General features: G+C 34.2%; 27 protein-coding genes. 20 read left to right on the top strand and 7 right to left on the bottom strand.

The genetic code is table 11. From position 1 onward, the window contains the following. The first annotated feature begins 99 nt into the window (after nucleotides 1–99). Nucleotides 100–3,714, top strand: coding sequence for a dynamin family protein (locus E2636_RS08710; protein WP_134209856.1), 3,615 nt, complete (start codon nucleotides 100–102; stop codon nucleotides 3,712–3,714). Nucleotides 3,715–3,718: 4 nt separating this feature from the next. Continuing rightward, complete coding sequence (locus E2636_RS08705; RefSeq protein ID WP_134209855.1) at nucleotides 3,719–4,531, top strand: sulfurtransferase; 813 nt, start codon at nucleotides 3,719–3,721, stop codon at nucleotides 4,529–4,531. 58 nt (nucleotides 4,532–4,589) lie between these two features. Here E2636_RS08705 and E2636_RS08700 read toward each other — a convergent pair whose 3' ends face one another. Continuing rightward, nucleotides 4,590–4,814: a DUF2187 family protein gene (locus E2636_RS08700; RefSeq protein ID WP_017378627.1), complete on the bottom strand. Its 225-nt coding sequence runs from the start codon at nucleotides 4,812–4,814 to the stop codon at nucleotides 4,590–4,592. A 210-nt stretch (nucleotides 4,815–5,024) separates the two neighbouring features. Between E2636_RS08700 and E2636_RS08695 the strand changes: the two genes are divergently transcribed. Beyond that, complete coding sequence (locus E2636_RS08695; protein WP_134209854.1) at nucleotides 5,025–6,470, top strand: DEAD/DEAH box helicase; 1,446 nt, start codon at nucleotides 5,025–5,027, stop codon at nucleotides 6,468–6,470. 571 nt (nucleotides 6,471–7,041) lie between these two features. Here E2636_RS08695 and E2636_RS19345 read toward each other — a convergent pair. Next, a complete protein-coding gene (locus E2636_RS19345) occupies nucleotides 7,042–7,236 on the bottom strand; it encodes a diacylglycerol/lipid kinase family protein (protein ID WP_243840753.1) in 195 nt (64 codons plus the stop codon). A gap of 396 nt (nucleotides 7,237–7,632) precedes the next feature. After that, on the bottom strand, nucleotides 7,633–7,788 hold the full coding sequence (locus E2636_RS08685; RefSeq protein WP_134209853.1) for a YjcZ family sporulation protein: 156 nt from the start codon (nucleotides 7,786–7,788) through the stop codon (nucleotides 7,633–7,635). A gap of 576 nt (nucleotides 7,789–8,364) precedes the next feature. Here E2636_RS08685 and E2636_RS08680 point away from each other — a divergent pair. The 6 genes from E2636_RS08680 (at nucleotide 8,365) to E2636_RS08655 (ending at nucleotide 14,114) form a co-directional block, all read left to right on the top strand. Next, on the top strand, nucleotides 8,365–10,527 hold the full coding sequence (locus E2636_RS08680; protein ID WP_134209852.1) for an ATP-dependent helicase: 2,163 nt from the start codon (nucleotides 8,365–8,367) through the stop codon (nucleotides 10,525–10,527). 66 nt (nucleotides 10,528–10,593) lie between these two features. Beyond that, nucleotides 10,594–11,517, top strand: coding sequence for a hypothetical protein (locus tag E2636_RS08675; RefSeq protein ID WP_134209851.1), 924 nt, complete (start codon nucleotides 10,594–10,596; stop codon nucleotides 11,515–11,517). An 86-nt stretch (nucleotides 11,518–11,603) separates the two neighbouring features. After that, nucleotides 11,604–12,062, top strand: coding sequence for an SRPBCC family protein (locus E2636_RS08670; RefSeq protein WP_134209850.1), 459 nt, complete (start codon nucleotides 11,604–11,606; stop codon nucleotides 12,060–12,062). Nucleotides 12,063–12,126: 64 nt separating this feature from the next. Then, nucleotides 12,127–12,957 carry a type II pantothenate kinase gene (gene coaW / locus E2636_RS08665; RefSeq protein WP_134209849.1) on the top strand — a complete coding sequence of 277 codons (831 nt, stop codon included), beginning with the start codon at nucleotides 12,127–12,129 and terminating at the stop codon, nucleotides 12,955–12,957. Nucleotides 12,958–13,147: 190 nt separating this feature from the next. Next, nucleotides 13,148–13,348: a cold-shock protein gene (locus E2636_RS08660; protein ID WP_016427350.1), complete on the top strand. Its 201-nt coding sequence runs from the start codon at nucleotides 13,148–13,150 to the stop codon at nucleotides 13,346–13,348. A 157-nt stretch (nucleotides 13,349–13,505) separates the two neighbouring features. Then, complete coding sequence (locus tag E2636_RS08655) at nucleotides 13,506–14,114, top strand: metallophosphoesterase family protein (protein ID WP_134209848.1); 609 nt, start codon at nucleotides 13,506–13,508, stop codon at nucleotides 14,112–14,114. A gap of 4 nt (nucleotides 14,115–14,118) precedes the next feature. Here the strand turns inward: E2636_RS08655 and E2636_RS08650 are convergent, their stop codons facing one another. Together E2636_RS08650 and E2636_RS08645 are read right to left on the bottom strand one after the other, a co-directional pair. After that, a complete protein-coding gene (locus tag E2636_RS08650; protein WP_134209847.1) occupies nucleotides 14,119–14,514 on the bottom strand; it encodes an RNase H family protein in 396 nt (131 codons plus the stop codon). 12 nt (nucleotides 14,515–14,526) lie between these two features. Further along, entirely contained in the window at nucleotides 14,527–15,210 is a 684-nt protein-coding gene (locus E2636_RS08645; RefSeq protein ID WP_134209846.1) for a queuosine precursor transporter, read from the bottom strand. 191 nt (nucleotides 15,211–15,401) lie between these two features. On the opposite strand from E2636_RS08645, the gene E2636_RS08640 reads away from it, so the two are divergent. Then, nucleotides 15,402–15,596, top strand: a complete 195-nt coding sequence (locus E2636_RS08640; protein ID WP_017378639.1) for a zinc-finger domain-containing protein — start codon at nucleotides 15,402–15,404, stop codon at nucleotides 15,594–15,596. Between the two features lie 45 nt (nucleotides 15,597–15,641). Here the strand turns inward: E2636_RS08640 and E2636_RS08635 are convergent, their stop codons facing one another. Then, on the bottom strand, nucleotides 15,642–15,848 hold the full coding sequence (locus E2636_RS08635) for a cold-shock protein (protein ID WP_134209845.1): 207 nt from the start codon (nucleotides 15,846–15,848) through the stop codon (nucleotides 15,642–15,644). Between the two features lie 206 nt (nucleotides 15,849–16,054). On the opposite strand from E2636_RS08635, the gene E2636_RS08630 reads away from it, so the two are divergent. The 3 genes from E2636_RS08630 to E2636_RS08620 are packed head-to-tail and all read left to right on the top strand — an operon-like array spanning nucleotide 16,055 to nucleotide 19,706. Next, nucleotides 16,055–16,690 (top strand): HD domain-containing protein, encoded by a 636-nt coding sequence (locus E2636_RS08630; protein WP_134209844.1) that lies wholly within the window; start codon nucleotides 16,055–16,057, stop codon nucleotides 16,688–16,690. Beyond that, entirely contained in the window at nucleotides 16,687–18,561 is a 1,875-nt protein-coding gene (locus tag E2636_RS08625) for an ABC-F family ATP-binding cassette domain-containing protein (RefSeq protein ID WP_134209843.1), read from the top strand. Before E2636_RS08630 ends, E2636_RS08625 begins: the two co-directional genes overlap by 4 nt. Nucleotides 18,562–18,590: 29 nt before the next feature. Then, a complete protein-coding gene (locus E2636_RS08620; protein ID WP_134209842.1) occupies nucleotides 18,591–19,706 on the top strand; it encodes a conserved virulence factor C family protein in 1,116 nt (371 codons plus the stop codon). A gap of 278 nt (nucleotides 19,707–19,984) precedes the next feature. On the opposite strand, the gene E2636_RS18965 is transcribed toward E2636_RS08620, so the two are convergent. After that, nucleotides 19,985–20,128 carry a hypothetical protein gene (locus E2636_RS18965; RefSeq protein ID WP_166669500.1) on the bottom strand — a complete coding sequence of 48 codons (144 nt, stop codon included), beginning with the start codon at nucleotides 20,126–20,128 and terminating at the stop codon, nucleotides 19,985–19,987. Nucleotides 20,129–20,699: 571 nt separating this feature from the next. Here E2636_RS18965 and E2636_RS08615 point away from each other — a divergent pair. From E2636_RS08615 to E2636_RS08585, 7 genes are all read left to right on the top strand, one after another. Next, nucleotides 20,700–21,137 (top strand): BrxA/BrxB family bacilliredoxin, encoded by a 438-nt coding sequence (locus tag E2636_RS08615; RefSeq protein ID WP_134209841.1) that lies wholly within the window; start codon nucleotides 20,700–20,702, stop codon nucleotides 21,135–21,137. Continuing rightward, nucleotides 21,134–21,928 (top strand): class I SAM-dependent methyltransferase, encoded by a 795-nt coding sequence (locus E2636_RS08610; RefSeq protein WP_134209840.1) that lies wholly within the window; start codon nucleotides 21,134–21,136, stop codon nucleotides 21,926–21,928. The genes E2636_RS08615 and E2636_RS08610 overlap by 4 nt, the downstream gene beginning before the upstream one ends. Before the next feature lie 243 nt (nucleotides 21,929–22,171). Then, nucleotides 22,172–22,750 carry a YpjP family protein gene (locus E2636_RS08605; RefSeq protein ID WP_134209839.1) on the top strand — a complete coding sequence of 193 codons (579 nt, stop codon included), beginning with the start codon at nucleotides 22,172–22,174 and terminating at the stop codon, nucleotides 22,748–22,750. 77 nt (nucleotides 22,751–22,827) lie between these two features. Then, the gene (locus tag E2636_RS08600; protein WP_134209838.1) at nucleotides 22,828–23,772 is read left to right on the top strand and encodes a thymidylate synthase; all 945 of its coding nucleotides are present in this window, start codon (nucleotides 22,828–22,830) and stop codon (nucleotides 23,770–23,772) included. A 17-nt stretch (nucleotides 23,773–23,789) separates the two neighbouring features. After that, nucleotides 23,790–24,287 carry a dihydrofolate reductase gene (locus E2636_RS08595; protein ID WP_134209837.1) on the top strand — a complete coding sequence of 166 codons (498 nt, stop codon included), beginning with the start codon at nucleotides 23,790–23,792 and terminating at the stop codon, nucleotides 24,285–24,287. Nucleotides 24,288–24,871: 584 nt separating this feature from the next. Then, a complete protein-coding gene (locus tag E2636_RS08590; RefSeq protein ID WP_134209836.1) occupies nucleotides 24,872–25,678 on the top strand; it encodes a GDSL-type esterase/lipase family protein in 807 nt (268 codons plus the stop codon). 27 nt (nucleotides 25,679–25,705) lie between these two features. Further along, entirely contained in the window at nucleotides 25,706–26,278 is a 573-nt protein-coding gene (locus E2636_RS08585) for a YpmS family protein (protein WP_134209835.1), read from the top strand. The last annotated feature ends 10 nt before the right edge of the window (nucleotides 26,279–26,288 follow it).

Genomic DNA, 26,288 nt, shown 5'->3' with positions numbered 1-26,288 from the left:
TAAATTCACAAAATCTCTGCTACTGGGTATTCCTATGTGATGAGCTGTTTCAAACATGATATGATAGTAATAGTTTTGAATAAAGGAGTTAAAGAGCGTATGCAATCATTTGATGACAAAATAGAACAAACATTACATAAAACAGCCCAAGCTTATACCTTATTTCAACAAGCGAATGATGTGGAACGAATAAACAAAACCTTATTATTTGCTCAAAAATTAATGAATCGTGAATTTACTATCGGGTTTGCTGGGCATTTTTCAGCGGGGAAATCAAGTATGATCAATGCTTTAACCGGAGAACAGCTACTACCGTCTAGTCCAATTCCGACAAGTGCAAATATCGTAAAAATACATAAAGCAAAAGAAAATTTTGCTATTGTGTACATGCAAAATCAACAACCGGTTAAATTTTCAGGAAACTACGATTTTGAAACAGTTAAAGAATTTTGCAAAGATGGGGATGCAGTTTCTCAAATCGAAATAGGGCATGAATCTTCTGTATTACCGGAAGGAATTACCGTTATGGATACTCCTGGAGTAGACTCCACCGATGATGCTCACCGTATTTCAACAGAATCTTCCCTCCATCTAGCAGATATTGTGTTCTATATGATGGATTATAACCATGTACAATCTGAATTGAACTTCGGATTTACAAAACAACTCATGAAATACAATGACAATGTATATTTAATTGTTAACCAAATTGATAAACACCGTGAAAATGAACTAACTTTTGAGAAATTTAAAGAATCAGTACATTCTTCATTTAAAGCATGGGGTGTCATTCCTAAAGATATCTTTTTCACTTCGCTAAAAGATAGCAATCACGTATTTAATGATTTTAAGGAAGTTCAACGAATCCTGACATACAGCATGACAAATTGGCAACAACAATTAGTGATTTCTTCAAATAACTCGTTGAAAAAATTACATGATGAACATATCGAATATTTACAAAGTGAAAAAGAAGAGTGCCAACAAACATTCTCGAGTGTGTTGTCTGACGAAGAATGGGCGATGAGAGACGATATCCGTAAAACGGCCGCTCATTATAAAAAGCAATCAACTTTACTTACTTCAAAAGTTTGGGTTGATTCGTTTGAAGTTACTCGAAAAAAACTACTCGACAATGCGAACATGATGCCATATGAATTACGTGATAAATTAAAAACTTATTTAGAAGCCAAACAAGAAAATTTCAAAGTTGGACTTTTCTTTAGTGGGAAGAAGACAGAAGAAGAAAGAAGCATACGTGGACAGCTAGTTGAAAGAGAGTATGATGTAGTTATTCAATCTCAAATTTCCGGTCACATGCGTTCATTAATGAAACAGGCGTTAAAAGATGTTGGATTATTGAGTGATGAACAATCGCTAACCATAGATCAAATAAAATTTCATCCACCTTTATACTTAATTGATGAGCAAATAAAAAAAGGGACGCTTGTTACAGCTGACTCAGTATTAAACTTTGCTAATCGAGTAGCCGATACGACAAAAAAATGGTTTGTTCAACAAACAGACGGATGGAAAACAAAGCAAGCTAAATGTATTGATGACTTGCCTGAAGATGAATCAGGTCAAGCAGATACTAAATCTCATGCCTATCAAGAAAAAGTATTAGCAATTGAAACTCTCGAACAGTTAAACAAGCAACTTGATCATTTTCATAAAGAATGGTCAACTCCATCAAACAATATACAGAATGTTTCGATAGAATTAGTGAAGAATTGGGCAGTAGATCACTTGTTAGCAGAACAACAAATGGTTCCATTTAATCCATCTATGATCAAGGTAACCAAAAGTGTAGAAACCTCAGTAGAAGAAATAGTTGAGAATCATCAAACTGAAGTTGTTCCATTAAAAGAGACACTATCACGTGCGAAATATATTGCGAATCAAATCGAACATATTCAAGGTTTTTCTGAAGTCTCTCGATATTTGCAAACAAAATCACAACGCTTAGAGAATCAAGATTTCACAATTGCTTTATTTGGTGCATTTAGTGCAGGAAAGTCGTCTTTTTCTAATGCGTTGATGGGTGCAAATGTCTTACCCGTTTCACCTAACCCTACGACTGCAGCAATTAATAAAATTCGTCCTGTTACAGAAAATCATCCGCATGAAACCGCTGATGTTAAGTTGAAAACGCATGATCAATTCTTAACGGATGTTGTTTCATCGTTTCAAGCTATAGGAATTGAAGTTGATTCTTTAGATGAAGCTTACGCAAAAGCGGATAAGGTAGAAGGATTACCTTTACAAAATGAAGGATTGCAAGTGCATAAAGCGTTTATTAGAGCATTTAAAGAGGGATATCCTACTTTTAAAGACCAATTAGGAAATACTTTGCGAGTAGGACGAAACGAATTTGAAGGATTTGTAGCACAAGAAAATAAAAGCTGTTTTGTTGATACCGTTGATTTCTATTATGATTGTCTCTTAACTAGGATGGGAGTAACTTTGGTCGATACTCCAGGTGCGGATTCAATTAACGCTAGACATACGGGTGTCGCTTTTGATTATATTAGAAATGCTGACGCCATCCTCTTTATTACGTATTACAATCACGCATTTGCACGTGCAGACCGTGAATTTTTAATTCAATTGGGTCGTGTAAAAGATGCATTTGAGTTAGATAAAATGTTCTTTATTGTAAATGCAATTGACTTAGCCGAAAACGAAGCCGAAGCCGAAGATGTGAAAAACTATGTAACGACTGAACTGCAAAAATTTAGTATTCGCTTCCCAAGAGTTTATGGAGTTTCTAGTTTACAAGCCTTACAAGAAAAAGAAGAATCGATAAACTTAAATTCAGGTATGAACGTTTTTGAGCATTCGTTTCAACACTTCTTAACTGAAGATTTAAAAGCAATGGCCATTTTATCATTAGCTGAAGAAACGGAAAAGACAGTAGGTCGTTTAGCTTCTTTAATAAGTCAAACCGAAGCGAACTTACTAAGAAAAGAAGATCGTTTGCAAGAACTTCGTCAATTGGAACAAAAGGTTCGTCAACGTTTTGTAAGTTCATCAGCGAGTGTTGTCATTAAAAATACTTACCAAGAATTAGATGAACTATTGTATTATGTTTTACAGCGTGTGTATTACAGATACCCTGACTTCTTTAAAGAATCATACAATCCGTCAGTATTTGCTAACAAAACTTCAGCAGATGCGCTAGATTTTGCATTGAAAGAAACACTTGCTATGTTAAGTTTTGATTTTGAACAAGAAATGCGGGTAACAAATTTCCGTCTAAATCAGTGGATAGGCAAAGCTTTGAAGCTACGTCAACAAGATGACATTCTTGAATTAAAAGAAACCAATAGTAGTTTTTCGTTTGTACCATATGAAATGACAGAAGAGAAATTACTTGAATTTGAAGGACCTTTTAAAGATTCAACACCTTATGTACATGTGAAATCTTATTATAAAAATAATAAGTCATTCTTTGAAAAAAATGATAAAGAAAAGCTAAGAGATGCTCTTCAAACAGCAACAAAACCGGATGCCGAAATATATTTATCACAACAAAATACCCGTTTACGTGAATGGGCTTCGCATGTGATAGATTTAGAAGCGGAAGGTTTAAGACAACATTTACTTCATGAATCGATACAACAAATCGAATCGCAACGCATTGCCATGCAAGAAAGTAACCGACTAGAAGAGTGGAAAGTTGTATACGAGAAATTATCTAAAGGAGAGTGACGTTTTGGGAGAAGTTTGGAAATCTGCAAAAGACTTAAAAGATTCAACTGTTCGGTGGGTGGATACTCGATTTTCATTACAGGACGTAAAAGCCGGTAAGAAGATGTTTGACGAAGGACATCTTTTCGGAGCTGTTTATCTTGATCTTGAAAAAGACTTATCAGATATGAATAAAACAGCTGGACGTCATCCTCTTCCAGATAAAGAAATCATCAAAAATCTTTTTGAAGCTCATGGATTTGAATATACAGATCATATTGTGATATATGACCAGGGCGGAATGCCGTTTGCCCCTCGTGCTTATTGGTTGTTTAGTTATGCTGGTTTCCCGAAGATCACTTTGGTTAGAGAAGGGTATGAAGCATTAGTTAATATAGGATTTAAAGTTACAATTGACAAGGCAAGTAATAGTATTTCTTCCCTAGCACTTCAATGGAATGAAAATATATTTTCAACTCGTCAGCAAGTAAAGGACGTTACTGAAAGTAAACAAGGGGTTCTTCTAGATGCCCGTTCAGCGGAAAGATATGCAGGTCATCATGAACCTATTGATGCTGTAGCTGGCCACATTCCATCATCTAGAAACTTGGACTGGGAATTGCTAAAAGAACAGGGACAGTTTAAAGATATTGAATTAGCTTTACCAGTGTTAACATCCGTTGTAAGTAAAAATGAAGATATTACTGTATATTGTGGAAGTGGTGTAACAGCCGCTCCGTTGTATGCGATGTTAAAAGAAGCTGGGTATCCAAAAGTTAAATTATATGTAGGAAGTTACAGTGATTGGATAACAACTTACCCTGTGGAAAAAAACTAAAAAAATAAAGCGAGTAATCCAAGTTAATGAATTACTCGCTTTACCTTTTTTTTTTTGATTAAGAGAATACTTTATATTTTTTATGTGATACTACAGTTAAGTTTGAAGCTGCACCAATCTTTTTGGCATCGTCTTGAGAAATTTCAACAATACAAGAATTTTCCAGTATTTTGAAAATTGTACCTTCAACTTCTACATCACGACGAACAAATGAGATTTTTTCTCTAATTCTTCGAGCTTGAACAAATTCGGATACTATTTTTTCATGTTTTTGAAACGTCATTTGAATTCCCCATTTCTATAACACTGATTTCAATTCGAATAAAAAATGCTCAATAAGAGCCAAATAATTCTCATGAATCCATTGACGCATTATGAAGTTATTATTTTATCATTATAACATAGTTTTCTGTTTTAATCTATTCAGCTAATTCCTTGTTATACTAAAGGAACAAAGAAGAGTTTCAATACTCTTATATAAAGGGAGAGCTAAATGACAAACATACACTTTAAAGATTTCGGTATTTCAGATGACATTACTCGCGCATTAGAAGGATTAGGATTTACGGCCCCAACAGAAGTACAAACTAAAGTTATTCCAGTTGCACTAACTAGAAGAGATGTATCTGTAAAATCTCAAACTGGTAGTGGGAAAACAGCAGCATTCGGTATTCCCATCTGTGAAATCGTAGACTGGGATGAAAACAAACCTCAAGCATTAGTTTTAACACCGACACGTGAGTTAGCTATGCAAGTATCACAAGACATTATGAGTTTTGGGCGTTTTAAACGAATAAAAGCAACGGCTATTTATGGTAAACAACCTTTTGCTTATCAACGTTCAGAATTAAAACAAAAATCGCATGTTGTAGTAGGGACTCCTGGACGTGTAATGGACCATATAGAACGACATACATTAGATTTAAGTAAAGTGGAAATTTTAGTTATTGATGAAGCAGATGAAATGTTGAGCATGGGCTTTATTGAACTTGTAGAATCCATTATTACACATTTGCCGAAAAAACGTTTAACCATGTTATTTTCTGCAACACTTCCAAAAGACGTAGAAAAACTTTGTCACAAATATATGGACAATCCACTGGACATTGAAATTGAAAAAACCGAGCAAGTGAATGAGCATATTGAACATTCCGTATATGTTGTCAAAGAAGCAGCAAAATTTGCTTTGTTAAAAGACATTACGGTAGTGGAAAATCCTGATAGCTGCATCATTTTTTGTAGAACAAAAGATAATGTCGATCAATTAGTAGATTTATTAGATGAAGAAGGTTATACAGTAGATAAAATTCATGGTGGAATGGAACAAAATGAACGTTTTAATGTCATGAATGATTTTAAACGTGGGGATTTCCGTTATTTAGTTGCTACTGATGTTGCTGCACGGGGAATTGATATTGATCGTATTACACATGTAATTAATTATGATATGCCACTTGAAAAAGAAAGCTATGTTCACCGTACAGGTCGAACAGGAAGAGCTGGAGAAGTAGGTAAAGCAATTACTCTTGTAACGCCTTATGAAGACAAATTCCTTGCTGCAGTTGAAAAATATATTGGTTTTAATATTGATCAAAAAGATGCTCCATCAAAACAAGATGTGGTAATAGCGAGAACAGAATTTAAGCAAAAAATGAATGAAGAGCCTGAAATTAAAGTGGATAAAAAAGAGCAGTTGAATGAAGATATCACGAAATTGTATTTTAACGGTGGCAAGAAGAAGAAAATTCGTGCCGTTGATTTTGTAGGTACTATTGCAAAACTGGATGGATTAACATCACAAGATATAGGCATCATCACCATTCAAGATAATGTTTCGTATGTAGAAATATTAAACGGAAAAGGTTCTCTTGTTTTGAAATTAATGAGAGATACAACAATTAAAGGTAAGTTACTTAAAGTTCACGTCGCGAATAAATAATAATATTATGTAAACTAAATAAGGTTCCTTACAAAGATTAACTAATCACTATAGTTTTAATAAATATAAAAGCAGTTTCCGTCTTTTGGTAGCTGCTTTTATATTTATTTTCATTTGGATCTAAGAACCTTATAAAATTTGGCTTAACTCGAATCTCAATAGGTATTTTTAAATATATTTCTTCATCGGTACCAATTTTTAGGTTCAACTGTATGAATAACTATATGCTTTCCAGTGTAATGGGAGACATTTGATAATTTATTCGGGAGAGTATCGGGGTGAGTAAGTGATAACCATTCGCGAATGGCTAGTATTGTGGTTATTGAATTAATAGTACCTTCAGTTGTCCGTCACTTGGATTAATGGTGTCGAGTGGGAAGGAATACATATCAATAGAATTTCCGTTCATGACTAATAATATTACTGTCTTCATTTTATGAAATACCATCAATCTCAAAGTGAAGTGAAAATGGTTCACTCTGTTTACCAAATTGCAAGGCACTCATAAAATAGCTTAACTTTCCATATTGCTCTTTTCAATCAGGGTGAATATTCTCGGAAACTTCGGTAATTAAGCCGATACAAAATTAATAAATAGATTGTTATTGATTTGTGCAATATCAATGTGTTTAGTATCTCCATTGACATGTGCTCTTGCGGCTTCCGCAAGAGAAAGAGGAATTCCTAAAGTCCTTGCAAAATCATTACAGGTGCCACTAGGGAGTAATCCAATGATGGGGAATTCATTAACATTTTCTATCCCCACCTATTAAAAATATGACATCTGCATTTGATGCGTTTATGCATGCTTGTTTAAATTCTTCAGTAGAATGTGTTTGTACAATGGTTAATTTATGACAATTGCATCGCAATAGTCCCTACTAATAAAGATAAAGAATTTTCAACCGTAGCTTGTCCTGCCTACCCATAAGTACGCCTAGCTTAAATTGTGGGATTGCTTCATATAGTTTTTATTCATTTTTGAAAAAAAAACATTAGTCAATTATTCTATCTCTGTACTAAAGGAAGAATCTAACTCAACAAATATGGATATAAATAAACAAAAAAATTGAGCGCAAGTAAGCGCTCAAAGTACAATGTTAAAATAGAACGACCAATTAGGTCTCAAATCATATATTATGACTTGTCTTTGTTCATGACTTTAATATTTAACAAAAGTAGCTCCAATAATTATTAACAAGATGAAGAGTACAATAATTAATGCAAACGTATTCCCGTGACTTGGACGAACTGGACCGGGTCCAACTCCATAACCAGGAGGGCAAGGACCGTAAGGACCGTAACCACCATAGCCCATTGATAACACCACCTTTCTAAATGATTGTTTTTATAATATGGAAATAAAGTAGACAGAGCTAGGGTAAATGCGGAGTAAAACGGAGTTTTTTAAAAATACATGCAACGACCATCATATTATGATCTTAAAAAAGAATTTCTGGAAGAATTGCTGAATATACAATTTATAAAGAATCGACTCAGCAAATTCAATTTAAAATTAAATGTTGCAAGGTAAGAAAATGACAAATTAACCCTTGACTTATACGACCTATTTATCCACAACAAACGCGTTTTTAGGAAGCTTTGACAACTAGTGAATTTAATTGGGGAGTTGTTACAAGGAGTTATTGTTCAAGAAACGAATACTTTTGTTGGTTTAAGTAACGGTTTGCCAGCGATCATAAGATAATTTAAAGAGTTATTTAGAGACTGGTCAACCTTTAAAGGCAATAAAGCCTTAAAGATAAGCGTGAAGGGACGTTCTATAAAAGAAGGAATATTGGTGAGTAAATAATTGCTCTGTTATAATATATAGTATATTAAATCGTTGTCTTACTTAAGATAGCGATTTTTTGTGTTAAAAAGGAGTTTTAGTATGACTGATTTTTTTGAAAGACAAGCGAAACTTCATAACGTTCGTTTGAATAAAATACAACAAAAAGCTATTCTACAAACGCAAGGACCACTTTTATTATTGGCTTGCCCAGGTTCTGGGAAAACGACAACATTAATTATGCGTATCGGCTATTTAATAGAAGAAAAAGGTGTATCCGCAAAACGAATTAAAGCGATTACTTTTAGTCGTGCAGCAGCACAGGATATGAAATTACGGTATGACCAGTTTTTTCCTTCATTAGCTCAAGTAGAATTTTCTACGATTCATAGCTTAGCATTTTCAATCACATCTCGATATTTGAGGAATCAAGGAATAACTTTTACTCTAATTGAGGGCAAACCTATTTCAAACGTTCCTTCAAAATCACAAATTTTGAAGGATTTATATAAACAAGCAATGAATGAGGATTGTTCGGACGATCAATTGCAAGAATTAACACATTTCATAAGTTTTATTAAAAACAATATGGTCCCTCAAATTCAGTGGGATCAGGAATCGCTTCCAAATAAAGAAGCGGTCAACATAACCTTACAATATGAAGAAATTAAAACACGGAATCCGTCGCATATATGGCTCGATTTTGACGATTTACTGGTACTTGCATTTGAAGCCTTATGTAAGGATAAAAACATGCAAGTTTCTTTTTCGCACTTGTATGATTATGTGCTAACGGATGAAAGTCAAGATACATCAAGACTTCAGCATGCAATCATCGAACAGCTTGTTTTCTCACACCAAAATTTATGTGTAGTTGCAGATGATGATCAGACTATCTACTCCTGGCGTGCTGCTGATCCGACGTATTTACTTAAATTTAAAGATGCTTACCCAAATGCTAAAATTCTTAAAATGGAACAAAACTACCGCTCATCACCAAATATTGTAACTGTAGCAAATCAATTAATTAAAAGAAATACAAAGCGATACAAAAAAGAGATGTTCACAGAAAATAACAGTTGCCAGGACATCCAATTAAAACAATTACATGACGATCAAGCTCAAATGCGTTATGTCATTTATGGTCTACTCGATTTAAAAGATACGGGAAGCGCGGCCATTCTATTTCGCAATAATGCGAGTGCAATTCTTTATATAAGTGAACTTGAACGAAGAGGCATCCCATTTTATATGAAAGATGTCGATCAACGGTTTTTTTCTCATTGGATTGTTGAAGATATTTTGAATTTCATGCGTCTAAGTTTTAATTTAGAACGTAAGGATATTTTTATAAAGATTGCACGCAAGTTTAATTTGTATTTGTCAAATGATCAAATTCGGAAATTTGAGCGTAATGAAGAACAAGGTAATGTATTTCAACTACTCTCCCGAAGTGTTCAATTAAAAGATTATCAAATGCAGTCTCTACTAACGTATGCAAAGACATATGAGCAAATAAAGAACGCGAGACCTAAAACCGTTATCCGCCTTATTAAAGAACAATTAGGTTATGAACAAGTATTACAGAGTCGTGCTGAAAAATTCGGATTTCGCATTGAAGTGTTACTCGATATGATTCGCATACTCGAGCAAATTGCTGAGCCTTATACTACAATGGAAGCATTTGCGAAACGCATTAAAGAATTAGATGCTGTTACTCAAGAAGCAAAAAAAACAAAAGATCCAAATGCAGTAACATTATCCACTTTCCATAGTGCGAAAGGGTTGGAGTTTGATCAAGTTTATATGATCGATTGTCATAATGGAACAATCCCTTCGGAAGAAGATATGCGTGATATAGACAAACTCGAAGAAGCCAGACGCTTATTTTATGTAGGGATGACAAGAGCAAGACATCATCTTGAATTGTTAACTTATGCAACAAAAGATGGGAAAGAAAAGGTTGAATCTCGTTTTATTAAAGAAGTGAGAAACATTTTGCTAAAACAGAGTCAAAAAGAGTTAATAATCAACAAACCGGAACCTGAAAATCCACATACTATACGCGATGTCAGTGGTCTCATTGTTGGTCTAACCATTATTCATACTAAGTTTGGGGAAGGACACATCATTCGTATTGAAAGTGATCGTGTAATCCTTCAATTTGGAGAATCCCAAAAAAAATTATCTATTCAAATGATGATTGACAAAGGATACTTAGCAAAAAAGATGACACTAGACCTGGTTAGCCCGATTGTTAAGTGATTGTTACAAGAATGAAACATAAAGTTGTTACTATAGTTAGGAATCTATAGAAGTTGGTGGTATTTTTTGAATAAACGAATAAACTTAAGTCAAGGTAAACTAGAAAAATGGGAAGAATCATTTGTACCTGAAAAAGATTTGTTTTTTCTAAGAGATGAAGATTATCATTTAGTAAAAGAGTTTGGGATTAATTGTTTATTGTTCTCTAAAGAAGAATTTATGAAACATCCTACATATACAGCTGTATCATATAGAAGTTGCTATAAATACTGGACCTTATCAAAAGACATTACAATGGTTGTTGTATTACCTCATCGTGTTTTCCCGTCTTTGAAAGATTCAGTTAAAACAGACATTTTAAAGATCCAACAACAAATTGGAAGAGGACTAATTTTTGAAACTCACTATTTCGAGGGGATTTTAAGAGAACCTGCAAAGTCTTTACTAGCACCATATGAGTTTGTCTCAAATAATCTACAATATATAGCTATTCAAAAAGAAGTGTGGAATAAAATTCCAAAATCACTAAAGTCGGATTTACTAAACCGCATTGCCTTTGATTATGATACGCCAGGAATATATGATCCCTATGTTCCAACGGAAAGTGTTACAAGTACGTATGTTAATACCTATCCAAATCAACATGGTTCCAATTGTTTATCTTCTACGTTGTTCGTCGCTGCTTCATTAGAGGCGGGGGTAACACTTGATTGGTTAATAAGAGAATGGGTACATCCGACCACATTTATGAATGGGATAACACAACTTGGTTATAAAGAAGTACCACTTTCAAAAGATGCCATGTTCCCACATGATATTATCATTTGGAAAGACGATCAGAAACTAATTGTTCATGCAAGTTTTCATATCAAGCAACAATACTTTTTTAATAAAAATGGACAGTCATTCTTTAATCCTTGGAAAACTGTTCATATGAGAGAACTTGAAGAACAATGGGATATGTACACTATTCATGTGTACCGTAAATAATCTTAGTTAATATGTAAAATTAAATGTTGTTAAACTGTATAATTTTCACTACACTGAATGTAGGTTGTTTGAGAGGAAGTGCCCACTTGAAATCATGGACAAAATCAATTGAAATTGATGTCCCTATTGATGAAGTATGGCAATACGTTGATGGAGATTTAGCTAAAATGCAAGAAATTATGCCAAATGTCGTTAGCTATACACCTGTAACCATCACTGATGATGTAGTTGGGAGTGTATACAGTCAGCAATATCGAGAAGGAAATCGTGTTGAAACCTATGATGTACATGTAAAAGAGTACATCAATGATTACACACATAAAAAGATGAAAATTACTTTTATTTTGGCCAATTACTTTGAAATTAGCGCAAAATATGAATTGGAATTTATTTCTGAATCTAAAACTCGACTAACATACACAGCGACTAACAAAGCATTGAAATGGTTTGTTCATTTAATGTTGCTATTTGCGACCGAAAAAACAATTGTGAAATTTGTAGAACATATCAAACAAGTAGCTGAAAAAAATTATGAAATGGTTTGAAGACGTCAGCTTCACAATTGATTTTGTGAAGTGACGTCTTTTCATGGTTAAAGGGAGTGCGATTATGGTTCATGCGATTGGAATAGATGTAGGGGGCACATTAACAAAAGTTGCTTTCTTTGACGATAACCAAAAATTAACTTTTTTGTATTTTCTGTCTGACGATTTACAGAGAGTTAGTGATTGGATTGCTTTATTTGATGATGACGTTAAAATTGGTCTAACAGGTGGCCGCGCTGAGCAGTTAAAGACATTTTTACGTTGTCATGATAATCTTCATTATTTAGTGGAGTTTGATGCGACAGTTGCAGGTGTTAATTATCAATTACAAAAGGATGGTAAAAATTTTCCTGATGCAGTGATTACAAATATAGGAACAGGTACATCTATTCATTACCATAGGGGAGATGAACATAAACGAATCTCCGGAACTGGTATTGGTGGGGGAACTTTACTTGGGATGTCAGCATTAATGACAGGCATTCATCAATTTGATGAAATTGTACAGCTTTCAGCCAGAGGGAGTCGTTCAGAAGTCGATATGCTAGTAAGTGATATATATTTTGGGAATAAAACACCGATTGATGGGGGGTTAACTGCTAGTAATTTTGGAGCTGCAGGATTGACACCATTAATGGAACGATCGAAAGAGGACATTCTAGCTACAGTTCAAGGTTTAGTTGGGGAAGTTATTTCAACTCTAAGCATACAATGTGCTTTTGCTGAAGACGTCGAGCATATTGTATATATTGGTTCTACTTTATCAGGAAATATTCCTTTACAAAATATAATTGGGAATTATACAAAACGCAAAAATCGTACACCTATATTTTTGCGTGATAATGGTTATAGTGGGGCTATAGGCGCTTTATTAAGCATAAGAAAAGAGAATTAATACTAATTTATATGATGAATAATAGGGAAATAATTCAACTTTTCGTTTGCAATGAAATGATTTTAATGTTACATTAATAGAGGATTATTTTTGTTCGGATATGAGTAATACTTGTATGAGATTTTATCTCCACGATTTGAGCAAGGATAGTAACACAATGTGTACTTAGTACACGAGGAGGAAACATATTATGGAACAAGGTAAAGTGAAATGGTTTAACTCAGAAAAAGGTTTTGGATTTATCGAACGTGACGGCGGAGACGATGTATTCGTACATTTCAGCGCTATTCAAAGCGAAGGTTTTAAATCTCTTGACGAAGGTCAAGAAGTTACTTTTGAAATCGAGCAAGGCCAACGCGGTCTTCAAGCTACTAACGTAAACAAAGCTTAATTTTAAAATTAACCTATAAACAGACTCTCTCAGAGGGTCTGTTTTTTTGTATTAAAATGTAGTGAAGATATTAAATAACTACCATAAATAATGTGTGCAATTTATGGTAATTATTAGAGGGAACATCACTTTATTAATGAAAAGGTAGGAGTAAGACATGAAATATGCATTATTAGGTGATTTACATTCCAGTTTGTCAGACACAAAGGATGTTCTTATGCATATTACTAAAATTTCCCCAGAAGCGAAATTAGTTGGTATAGGCGATATATTTGAGTGTGTGATTGGTAAAAAAAGAGCAATCACAGAAAGATTTGAATCATTATCGAAGGTCATGAAAAATTCAAAAGCATTTACAAGTCTGCTTACATTTCCATCTGTACGTGGAAATCAAGAGCAAAGAATACTTGACATTACAATTACAAATGATAAATTTTATTATGTGTTGAAAAATCTTCCCGAAACCATTGATTTGCCGCACGGAATTATAATTCACGGTCATCAATGGAAAGAAAAAATTTCAATACCTAAAATATTTAATACTGAAGATAAAATTTTATTTTATGGGCATAGTCATAAATCTGGATTAATGGAAAGACATAAACAGATTCCGTATTTTCACAATCAGGAAATAAAGTTACAACACTTTCAATATCAAGTTAACGTGGGTTCAGTAGTTGATAATCGGGAATGGCTTTTATATGATGATGAACGCATGACAATCTCTTTTATGAAAGCAAGGAAAAGGACTCACGAGAGCAATTAAACGCTCATGAGTCCTTTTTTCGTTGAAGAGCCTGTCGTGCTAATTGATCAGCCGTGAGATTTGAGTTACTCTTCACCCATTTAATAAAGAAGAAATCAAATGTATCTGCAATTTCTAGTGCTTGGTCAAGGAATTCTTTGTAAACTGGGTTTTTGATGTATCGTTTTTCAACTGCAGCTACCACAACTTGTGAATCGGATCTTACGGAAATGAATTCCTTAGAAAGTTTTCGTGCTTCTTCTAAACCTCTTACCAAAGCAATAAATTCTGTTGTGTGGTTATCATAAATTCCAACATATTCAGACAATCGAAGTTGATGTCCTTCACCTTTAATGTAAATTCCAATTCCGCTCGGGCCTGGATTTCCAGCACTTGCTCCATCAATATACACTTCAAGCATGAAATCAACTCCTTATTTTTCATCGACAGGCGTTATACGTTTCGCCAAATATCCAAATGGCGTACCAATAATTGAGACGAGGAATTTCAATGCATACGTCGAAATAAATACACTTAGCCAAATTTCTTTCGGAAAAACACCTACGAACGCAATAGTTGTAAATATAAGAGTATCTAATAACTGACTAATCATTGTAGATCCGTTATTTCGTATCCAGAATGCCCCATCAGCAGGGAATACCTTACGTAAGAAACTAAAAATTATTACATCCGTATATTGACTTATGATATATGCAATTAAGCTACCAAGTGCGATTCGCGGGATCAATCCGAAAATAGTTTCCAGGGAGTCTTGCGCAAAATCATCAGGGGCTGGCTGAAATTGTATCACTAGTTGCATGATGATTGTCATCATAATTAAAGACGAAAATCCTAACCAGACTGCTTTTTTAGCTTCTTTTTTTCCGTACTTCTCATTTAATATATCAGTAACTAAAAAAATACTTCCATATACTGCATTTCCAAGAGTAGCTGTTAATCCAAAAATTTCAATAAGTTTTACTACTTGAATGTTTGCTAGTACAGTGGCAAATCCAACCCATACAAATAACCCTGTTTTTCCGAAAAATTTATACATGATTAAAACGAATATCATATTTAAAATTGCAAAAGCTAATCCAAGTACTTCATTAAACAAAATAAGTCCTCCTGTAGTTTTGATAACGCGGGATTTTAGGAACCACTGATAATAAAAAACGGCATATTTTCCAACTTGATTATTATAATGTCAGTTGCCAGCAATTGCAACGAAGGTGTAAAATAAAGTTATACTGTAAATTAAGATAATCGAAAAGGATATTGGAGGATTGCGTTGAAAGGATGTAGCAAGTGAACAAAAAAACAGTTATTCGTGAAATCGATAATTTACTTGGAACATATTGCGATGGTTGCTTTATTAAAAGAGAGCTCAATAATAAAGGTGGAAAAACATTGGCACACCGTTTTTGTATCAGCGGTTGTACTGTTGGTGATCAGTTACAGTTTTTAGGGAAAGAACTCAGTAAAGTAAAAACTAAAAACTAAATATCGAGAACATAAAACCCACCAATCAAAAATTGGTGGGTCAACTTATTTTGAAATTAATAATACATTTGCGGCTTGTGGACCTCGGTTGCCTTCGATTATTTCGAAAGTAACATTTTGACCTTCTTCTAACGTTCGAAATCCATCACTTTGGATTCCAGTAAAATGGACGAACACATCATCACCATTATTGTATTCGATAAAGCCGTATCCTTTTTCAATGTTAAACCATTTTACTTTGCCTTGGTGCATGAACGTTCCTCCTCAAAATATTAGAGTGAAATGTCAATTTCCTGATCCTCAAAACATTAAATATTCTGTGAATGGATGGCTATACTATACATGATTTGTCGAAACTAGTCAATTATCTGTCGAATCATTCTGTTGCGATTAGAACCATATCTATGCAATGATACAGGTAGTTAGTTGTAATAGCACGTTAAGGAAGGACGGTAAATTTGAACTCTATTGAGAGATGTGAAAATTTAGTGAAAGTTATTTATGATAAATTTGATGCAAGTCATGACTTTCAACATATTCAACGAGTAAGAAGAAATGCACATATTATTAGTGGCCAAGAAGGAAATGTACGTAACGATTTAATTGAACTTGCTGTACTTCTTCATGATATTAGTGATGTCAAATATAGTGGGACTGAAGGGAAAAAACAAGAGACAGCTATTATAAATCAATTGGAGCTGTCACCTTTAGACAGAAAGCGGATTGTTGAAATTATTGAATCAGTTTCTTTTAATGGTGGCAATGAAAAAGAAGCAACTTCAATTGAAGCGAAAATTGTTAGAGATGCAGATAGACTTGATGCAATGGGTGCAATAGGAATTGCCCGAACATTTGCTTTTGGTGGTGCCCGAGGTAGAAATCTTTATGATTGGTCAGAAACTGCAAGATTAAACATGTCCGAAAAAGAATACCACACTAAAGATACATCATCAGTTACTCATTTTTATGAAAAATTATTGTTATTAAAAGATTTAATGGTTACCAAGACAGGAAAAAAACTTGCCTTACAACGTCATGAATATATGTTGGCATTTATTGACCAACTTAAAATAGAAACGAGTGAAGAATATTGAGTCATTTAATTGTATCAAATTTAACAAAAACGGTTGGAGTAAAGACATTATTTGAAAATATCGATTTTACGATATATGCAGGAGAACGTGCAGGCTTAATCGGAGTAAACGGAACTGGAAAATCAACGTTCCTTTCCATTCTTGCGAATCAACTTGAGGCAGATAGTCTATCAATGGACCATCCAAATCAATATCGCATTGCAATTTTAGAACAAGATCCTCAGTTTGATGACGATTTAACAGTTCTTCAAGCTGTCTTTAGCGGGGACTCACCTGCATTACAGATAAACAGAAAATATGAAGATGCTTTGGATAAATTAAACGAGGATTCTTCATCTGTAGAATACCAAGATGCATATATGGAAATTCAATCAGAAATGGATCTTTATAATGCATGGGATATTAATTCAATGGCTAAGACTGCGTTACAAAAGCTTGGGATTGATATGTTCGATCGCAAAGTGAATGAACTTTCAGGTGGTCAACTTAAAAGGGTTGCGTTAGCAAAAGTACTAGTTGAACCAGCTGATTTAATTTTATTAGATGAACCTACCAACCATTTAGATGTAAAATCGTCACAGTGGTTACAAGAAAGTTTAGCAAGACTTTCTAGCGCCATTATTTTTGTCACACATGATCGCTATTTCTTAGATGGCGTATCTACTCATATCTATGAAATTGCAGATCAAACTATGTATACACATCGTGGTAATTATGGTGATTATTTAGAAGCGAAAGCAATTCGAGAAGAAATGGCAGCCTCTTCTCAGGTTAAACAGGAAAATCACTTCCGTTCAGAACTTAAATGGATTCGACGAGGAGCAAAAGCAAGAACCACAAAACAAAAAGCACGTATACAGCGCTTTGATAAGTTGGATGAGTCAATGGACCGAAATAATGACAATTCGTCTTTAGACATGAAAATTGCAACCACTCGACTAGGTAAAAAAGTTCTTGAAGGGATAGATTTATCAAAAGCTTATGAAGACAAAAAAATCATTCAGAATTTTTCTTTTTTACTTCAACCGGGTGATCGAATTGGTATTGTCGGTCCTAATGGTGCTGGGAAAAGTACATTAATCAATATGTTGGCTGAGAAAATTCAGCCTGATAGTGGTGAATTGAGTACTGGTCAAACCGTAAAAATTGCTTATTTTGAACAAACCATTCCTCCAATGAATCCTATGACGCGAATGATTGAGTATGTTAGAGAATCTTCAAATGATATTGAAGGATCAGATGGAGTAAGACATTCAGCCGCTCAGATGTTAGAGAAATTCTTATTCCCACTTAAAGTTCACGGTACGCTCATTGGTAAGTTATCAGGGGGAGAGCGCAAAAGACTTCATTTATTGAAATTATTAATGGAACAGCCAAATGTTTTGTTATTAGATGAGCCAACAAATGATTTAGACATTCAAACATTATCAGTTCTAGAAGATTTTATAGAACAATTTCCAGGTGTTGTTATTACGATTTCCCATGATCGATTCTTCTTAGATCGTATCGCGAAAAAGCTGTGGGTATTAGATGGTAAAGGGAATACACGTGAGGTTCAAGAAATTTATTCGGATTTTCTTGATCAAGTACCAGAACTTAAGGTAGAAGAAGTTGTATTTGAAGAACCAGAACCAATAAAGATTAAAGAACAAAAGAAAAAATTATCCTTTAAAGAACAAAAAGAATGGGAAACCATCGAAGCTGATATCGAAAAAGTGGAGGGAGCGATTATTGCTGCCGAAAAAGATGTGGAATCTGCTGGTTCAGATTTCGAAAAACTTCAAAAAGCTACGAATCATTTAGAAGCATTAAATGAGCAATACAATCAATTTATTGAGCGATGGACATATCTGCAAGAAATTAGTAGCTAATGGTACAATATGGGTAGGAGGGATATTGCGTGAAAATACTAACAATTGAACCAACACCAAGTCCAAATACAATGAAAGTTATTGTGGATCATGAACTCCCTTTTGGGAAAAGTTTTAATTATAAAAAAGATGAAAACTTAGATGCACCAAAAGAAATTATATCCATATTAAATATTCAAGGTGTAAAAGGAATTTATCATGTTGCAGATTTTTTAGCAATTGAACGTCTTGCAAAAAATAACTGGGAACAAATTTTAGTCGAAGTTCGTAATGCTTTTGGGGAGAATCATGCATCAGTTGAAAGTGAAAACCAATTAAACGAACATTTCGGTGAAGTTTATGTTCATGTCCAACAAATTAAAGGTATTCCACTTCAAGTCAAAGTATTCGACCAAACAACTGAAGAACGTATAGCACTTTCACCTCGCTTTGTAGAAGCGATGAATGCGAGTATGAAAGAAAATGACGAAAATTACATCTTACAGCGTAAATGGGCTGACTTTGGTGTGCGTTACGGCGAAAAAAAAGATATTGCCGAACAACTCAGAGAAGAAATTGAAGCAACCTACCCTGATTCACGATTACAACAATTGATAGAAGAAGCGAATAGTCCAAAAAGTGAAGTGCTTGCATATGGACGTCAAGTGTCTTTAGAAGATTTTCAAGTAGATTCTTGGCAAGAACGATTCCAATTACTTGATCAATTGGCGAATCCATCTGTTAGCAATTTGCCCCTTCTTTCTGAGGCTCTTCAAGATGAACAAATGTCAATTCGTCGTTTAGCTACCGTCTATTTAGGAATGATAGATAATGAAAATGTCATCCCTCACATGGAAAATGCTTTGAAGGACAAAAGTTCTTCAGTTCGACGTACTGCTGGAGATTGTATGAGCGATCTTGGGTTCCCACAATTTGAAGATGCTATGCAACAAGCTTTGAAAGATAGAAATAAGCTCGTACGCTGGAGAGCAGCCATGTTTTTATATGAAACTGGAACGGAAAAATCACTTCCTGCTCTTCATGAAGCTAAGGAAGATACTGAATTTGAAGTGAAATTACAAGTAAATATGGCAATTGCTCGAATCGAGCAAGGCGAAGAAGCTAAAGGTTCCGTTTGGAAACAAATGACCGAATCCAGAAAATAATTGTAGGATATACAATGTGAAGAGGTAGTGAAAAGTGATGTACTCACTTTTCACTACCTTTTTCTGATACAGAAGTTCATAAAGTTGTGAGGGGTTGTTTCATGCAATTCTACTAGGCTAATGAAACGGATTTTTCGATTGTGAAAAATCAACGTCGGATGCTTTATTATCTCATATTTAATAAATGGCATGATAAACTTCAATCTAATAAAACTCATATTCCTTTATAAGTACTGGGAAAAGAATACTGTGATATAAAAAGAGATCGGATTCCCCGTCTAATTATTTAGCTTTTCTAACTTGTCAGAAATAGTACTTAGAATTTTGTTTTTATCCTTCTGTATATTAACAAATAAAACTGGCGCTAAGTAAAAGAAAATACTTAAGATTGGTATAATAGCAAAAAATGCATCACCGCTCATTTATGAACCCTCCTCTCATTTTGGGTAATTATACCATAGTAATGAGTGAGACTGTGCTTCCATTTTATTGGGTAGTGAACAGCTCGACACCATAAAACGTAGTGAAGAATGAAGCCCGAAATCAGAGCAATACTTACATACTGTGGACTAAAGTATTAAAAGAGAAAAATGGGCTAGCCAATTGGTATGAATATTCACTGATCCATCAGAGCTTTATAAACGAAAAAAAAACGAAAGGTTAATAATGCACCGGAAGTGTAAAGATTATGAGAATAAGGATTTTTAATCGAGTCCTTAATAAATAGGAATGAATGAATAGAACTATCCATATAAAAGCCTTAAATCTTGACTGTTTATATAAATACGGAGTCCTATATTGGGCTCCGTATTTATGTTAAAATAAAGCAGAGCATAAATGAAAAGATTGTAACGAATTATTTAATTTCAAAAAAACTAACAATAAACGAACAAAAATAACACGATTACGTGAAAAGATAAGAAATACAAGTTATGATGGTAATGTAAAGGCATAAATATCAAGCGCGAGTAGAAAAAGAAAGAGGGATAATAAATGAATGCTTACGATGAGTACATGAAAGAAATAGTAAAACCAATGAGAGCAGAGCTTGTAAGTGTTGGTTTTAAAGAATTAACTAATGCGGAAATGGTTAGCGAACATATGACACAAGCTACAGGTACTTCCTTAATTATGATTAATTCCGTTTGTGGTTGTGCAGCTGGTTTAGCACGTCCTGCTGTTGCTCAAGCACTGACTGAAGTGACGAACAAACCTGAACATATAGTGACTGTCTTTGCAGGTCAAGATCAAGAAGCAACTTATCAAATGCGTGCATTCTTCGAAGAAGTACCACCAAGCTCTCCTTCAATTGCGATTGTGAAAGATGGCAAGCTAGCATATTTCATACCTCGTGAACAAATTGAAGGGTTTTCAATGGAACATATAAAAGAACATTTAGTTACGGTACTTAATCAAGTTACCGCTTCGTGAAAACCATTGTCACAACTGCTGGACGAAGAACTGAATATACAAAGCAACTTGCTCAAAATGCAGCAACTCAATTAGGCTTGTCTTACGTTGACCGTCAGAAAAGGAACATAATACAATTACAACAACATTTTCAAAGTGATGTTTTAGTTGCAACGAAGAGTCGATGGGAGTGCCATGGATTAAATTCATCAGAACCTTTCTTTTTTCATCCAAGTTCAGCGAAGTTTCGTTTAAAGCGTTTAGCGAGGGGGGAAAGAGATCCTCTACTTGAAGTTTGCCAATTACAAGCAGGTGATTCATTCCTAGACTGTACGCTTGGTTTTGGTTCGGATAGTTTAGTTGCCGCCTTTGCAATTGGTGATACGGGGTATATAAAAGGATGCGAAGCAAATCCAGTGCTGGCCTTTATTTTACAGGAAGCTTTTCATAAAGGAAGAACAGATTATGTTGAATTTGAATCATTAATGAATCAAATTCAAATTATTTCTTCTGACGCTCTTTCGTATTTGAAGCAATTAGACGAGAATTCTTTTGATGTTATCTATATGGATCCAATGTTCGAAACTTTAATTAAAGAGTCAGACTCTATTGGACCACTGCGATCTCTAGGGGTACGAGAATCATTAAGTTCTGAATGGATACATGAGGCCTTACGAGTTGCAAAAAAGCGTGTCGTATTAAAAGCTCATTTTCGGTCTTCTTGGTTTAAAGAGTTTGGATTCAATCAAATTATTCGACCCAATACTAAATTCCATTATGGATTCATAGAAAAAGCTGCCCTCAATAATTGATGGGCAGCTTTTCATATTCAGTGTGTAAAGTTTAAAGAAGTCAAATAACCAAGTAATAGTAAGAACCCAATTCCAATAACTAAATGCATATCCACTATATAATTCCTCCTACTTAAAAACGAAGATGTATGTTTCTACATATTATTGTACAATGAATACATTAAAGATGAAACCTTTAGCTAATAAAATCGTACTACTATATGAAAGCTTGTAAAAAAATGTGAAACTAGTAGGTGATAGTTTATGAAAAGTTGGATTCAGAAAACGTTAGTCATCTCAGTGGCTCTCTTAACATTTGGTGTAATTTCTCCAAACCATATTATATGGGAAAACTTACTAGATGATAAAGCTGACCAAAAATCGATTTCTTCTCACAATCCAGATTATACATATGAGGTAGAATGGTCCGATGAACAACCTTCTAATTTTATTGAAGATGCCATTAGCCAAGCAAAAGAACTGTCATTACAAAAATTCGGATCACGCATTGGTCCAGTTATTACAAATGAGTTTGATACATATATTTTCCCGAAAATTCAAGAAGCAATTGAATTTACATTACTTGATATGGACAAGGCTGCTCTTAAATCATTAGCTATAAGTGAAAATCCATCGGGTGATCGTAGTGAAAAAATTTTTCATATTATTGAAACGGCTACCGGATCAGATGTTATTCGTTTCCATGTAAGAACGGACCTCAAGCCTCAAGATGGTTATTTCTTTAATTTTCATTACCACACGGCTTCAGATCAATTTGCCAAACACTATAAATTAGGTGATATTTATTGGTCAAAGAATATGCCACCAAAGTGGTTATCTTAACACTAACACCTAAAGCCTTTTTCAAGTTACAATTGAAAAAGGCTTTTTCACATTTATTTTCATAGGAGGACATACATATGGAACAATACTTACAACTATGTAAAACTATATTAGCAGATGGAGCGGTGAAAGATGACCGTACAGGAACTGGAACGAAAAGTATTTTCGGACATCAATTAAGATTTGATTTAACCAAAGGATTTCCTTTAGTGACCACAAAAAAGACGGCGATGCGCCTTATTACATCTGAATTGCTATGGTTTATTAAAGGTGACACAAATGTTAAAACTTTAATTGCCGAGCGAAATCACATATGGGATGAATGGGCATTTGAAAAATGGGTAAAAAGTGAAGATTATAATGGACCAGATATGAATGATTTTGGCTTGCGTGCTGCACAAGAAGAGGAATTCAAACAAATTCTGGATGAACAAATGAATATTTTCAGAAAAAAAATCTTATCAGATGACGATTTTGCGAATAAATATGGAGATTTAGGACCAGTTTACGGTCGTCAGTGGCGTTCTTGGCCTTCAACTAATGGGCAGACTATTGATCAGTTGAAAAATGTTATTAAATCGATTAAAAATAACCCTGACTCAAGAAGACATATTGTCACCGCCTGGAACCCCTCTGAAGTAGATCAAATGGCGCTTCCTCCTTGTCATACATTTTTCCAGTTTTATGTAGCAGATGGAAAATTATCTTGTCAATTATACCAACGTAGTGCAGATGTATTTCTCGGTGTTCCATTTAATATTGCTTCTTACGCTTTATTAACTCATTTAATTGCGAAAGAATGTAATCTAGAAGTTGGTGACTTTGTACATACTCTAGGAGACGCGCATATCTATTCAAACCATATGGATCAAGTACATGAGCAACTTTCACGACAACCTCGAGAACTACCAACACTTACGATTTCAAATGATAAAGAGTCCATATTTGATTTGGAAACAAATGATATTACAATAGAAGGTTACGATCCACATCCTCGAATTAAAGCGCCAATTGCAGTATAGAAAGTAGGTATATCATCATGATTTCACTAATAGTAGCCCATGATCTTAATCGTGTTATTGGTAAGGATAATAAAATGCCGTGGCATATTCCAAATGAACTTGCTTATTTTAAAGAGAAAACAATGGGGAAAGCGATCGTTATGGGACGTAACACATTTGAATCAATTGGTCGGCCACTTCCTGGCCGTTTAAACATTGTCATTACACGAAACCCTGAGTATGAGCATCAAGGGGTTACAGTTGTTCATTCTATTAAAGAAGCAATTAAAATTGCAAAAAAACACCATGAAGAAGTCATGATTATTGGTGGGGAACAAATTTTTAAAGAAGTCTTACCCTATGCTGATCTTATTTACGTTACGCTCATTCAACAGGATTATGAGGGAGACACGTATTTTCCACCGTATGATAATTGGGAAATCACTTCTACATCAGACACCATGATCACTGACACCGGAATTCATTACGCATATCTCATCTATAAACGAAGAGTAAAACTTCTTACAAAACGTTAAGATGTACAAATGTATTATTATTCAAAGAATGTTAACGGCTGAATCGAACTATTACTCTAACTAAAACCCAAATGCTAAAAATATAGCATTTGGGTTTTAGATTGATTACCTATAATACTACTTTAGTTCTCAAAACCTTAAGCAGTTTTTATAATAAAGTACAGACTAGAGGCTCGACCAATTTTTACAGTAGCCAATTTTATAACTAAAAACGAAATATTCGATTCTTGCTATGCCATTAACGATTGAAGTTGATGGTATAACATATGTTAATAAAGTAGACTTTAAAGCGGATTTATTTATTTGACAAACTGTCATTTGAAAAAGTTCTTTACCCGTAATGTAATGGCAGTAATTTTTTGTGAATTAGGATAAAATTAATTTCAAATTAACTATGAATGCAATTTTAGAGTCTGCAAAGTGGTTATTAATATTTCGGTTGTTCAACTGAATGAATCGTGTTTTAAATCATATGATTAATTAATTTAAGTTACAGCACGCATAATTTTAACAAGATGCAGCAATCCTTGAATACTTGTAAACAAACAAGATTCTCGCTTAACTAAAGAGAAGGAGAGAAAATAATGAAAAAAAGATTGATACTTGTCTTCTTGGTGAGTCTATTCATCTTGACAGGATGTCAATTTGATCAACCAGGGGCAACAGCAGATTTTACAGCTCGCCAGTTTCTTGAAATGGAAAATTTTAAAATAAATGAAATGTTTATACCAGAAAATAAAACGCTTGTTGGAATAGGAGATTCATTAACACAAGGTGTTGGAGATGAACGTAAAATGGGTGGTTACTTAAGTAGATTAGCAATTGAATTGGCGGATTTCGAAGGTGTTCTTGACATTGAGGTACAGAACGAAGCCAAGCGAGGGAGACGAAGTGATCAACTTTTAACTCAACTTAAATCTGGGAAGATAGATAATACTATTAAAAAAGCGGATATCATTGTTATGACAATCGGTGGAAATGATATTATGCGTATTGTGAAACAAGATATATTTCGATTACGCGTCGTTGCATTTGAGAAAGAGTTAATTAAATTTACAAAACGCTACGAAGATATATTAAAGGAAATTCGTATACTCAATCCAGATGCATCAATTATCTTAGTAGGTTTATATAACCCATTTTCAATTGTTACGGATGAGGACAATGAGTTTGACCAAATATTAATTAACTGGAATCAAGCAATTAGTAATTTTGCTTATAGTGACATTAATGCATGTTTTGTTCCAGTCGATGATTTATTTAATTCAAACTCAAATATGGTTTATCATACGGATTTTTTCCACCCAAATAGTAAAGGCTATGAACAAATGACTGATCGCATTCTAAAATCCCTAAAAACTTGTGGGTTAAAACAAGTATCAAATGGATAAATGGACTTTTAAGGAGTTGAATATTTTATGAACCGTTGGAAAGTTGCATTTTTCCTACTAATCGCGCTATTATCTACCGTAATAGTCATGTTTGTTCTCTGGGTTAGTTCTCCTCCAGCAAAAACAGACATGTCTGAGCCAATAGCAACTTCCGAAGGGAATGTTTTTACGCTTAAGACCACCAAGGAAAATTTTGAAGGCATTGCAAACACCTACATAAGGGATGCATTAAAAACGCAACCTTTACCTGTAAAAATAAGCGTCGAGAATCAAATCCTATTAACAACAGAACTCACAATTTTTTCGATTAATCTACCAGTAATTATGAAATTCGATCCTATTGTTGAGCCAGATGGAAACTTGAGATTGCTTCAAACGGGTGTTGAAGTCGGCAAATTAGATATCCCACCCAAAACCGTGTTAAAATTGCTAAAAGATTCCGTTGCTTTACCTGAATGGATGATAGTGCGCCCTGATGAAGAGGATGTTTATATCGATTTATCGCGCATACCTATGAAATCAGATGTCGAAGTTAGGGCTAAAGAATTTAATTTGGAACAAGATGAAATTACACTTGAAATTCTTATTCCATATAATTAAAGGAGGTCGT

The sequence above is a fragment of the Paenisporosarcina antarctica genome (assembly GCF_004367585.1).
In the GTDB taxonomy this organism is placed as follows: Bacteria; Bacillota; Bacilli; order Bacillales_A; family Planococcaceae; genus Paenisporosarcina; species Paenisporosarcina antarctica.
The sequence above is the reverse complement of the archived record's forward strand: the minus strand, read 5'-3'. Positions and strand labels throughout refer to the sequence as shown.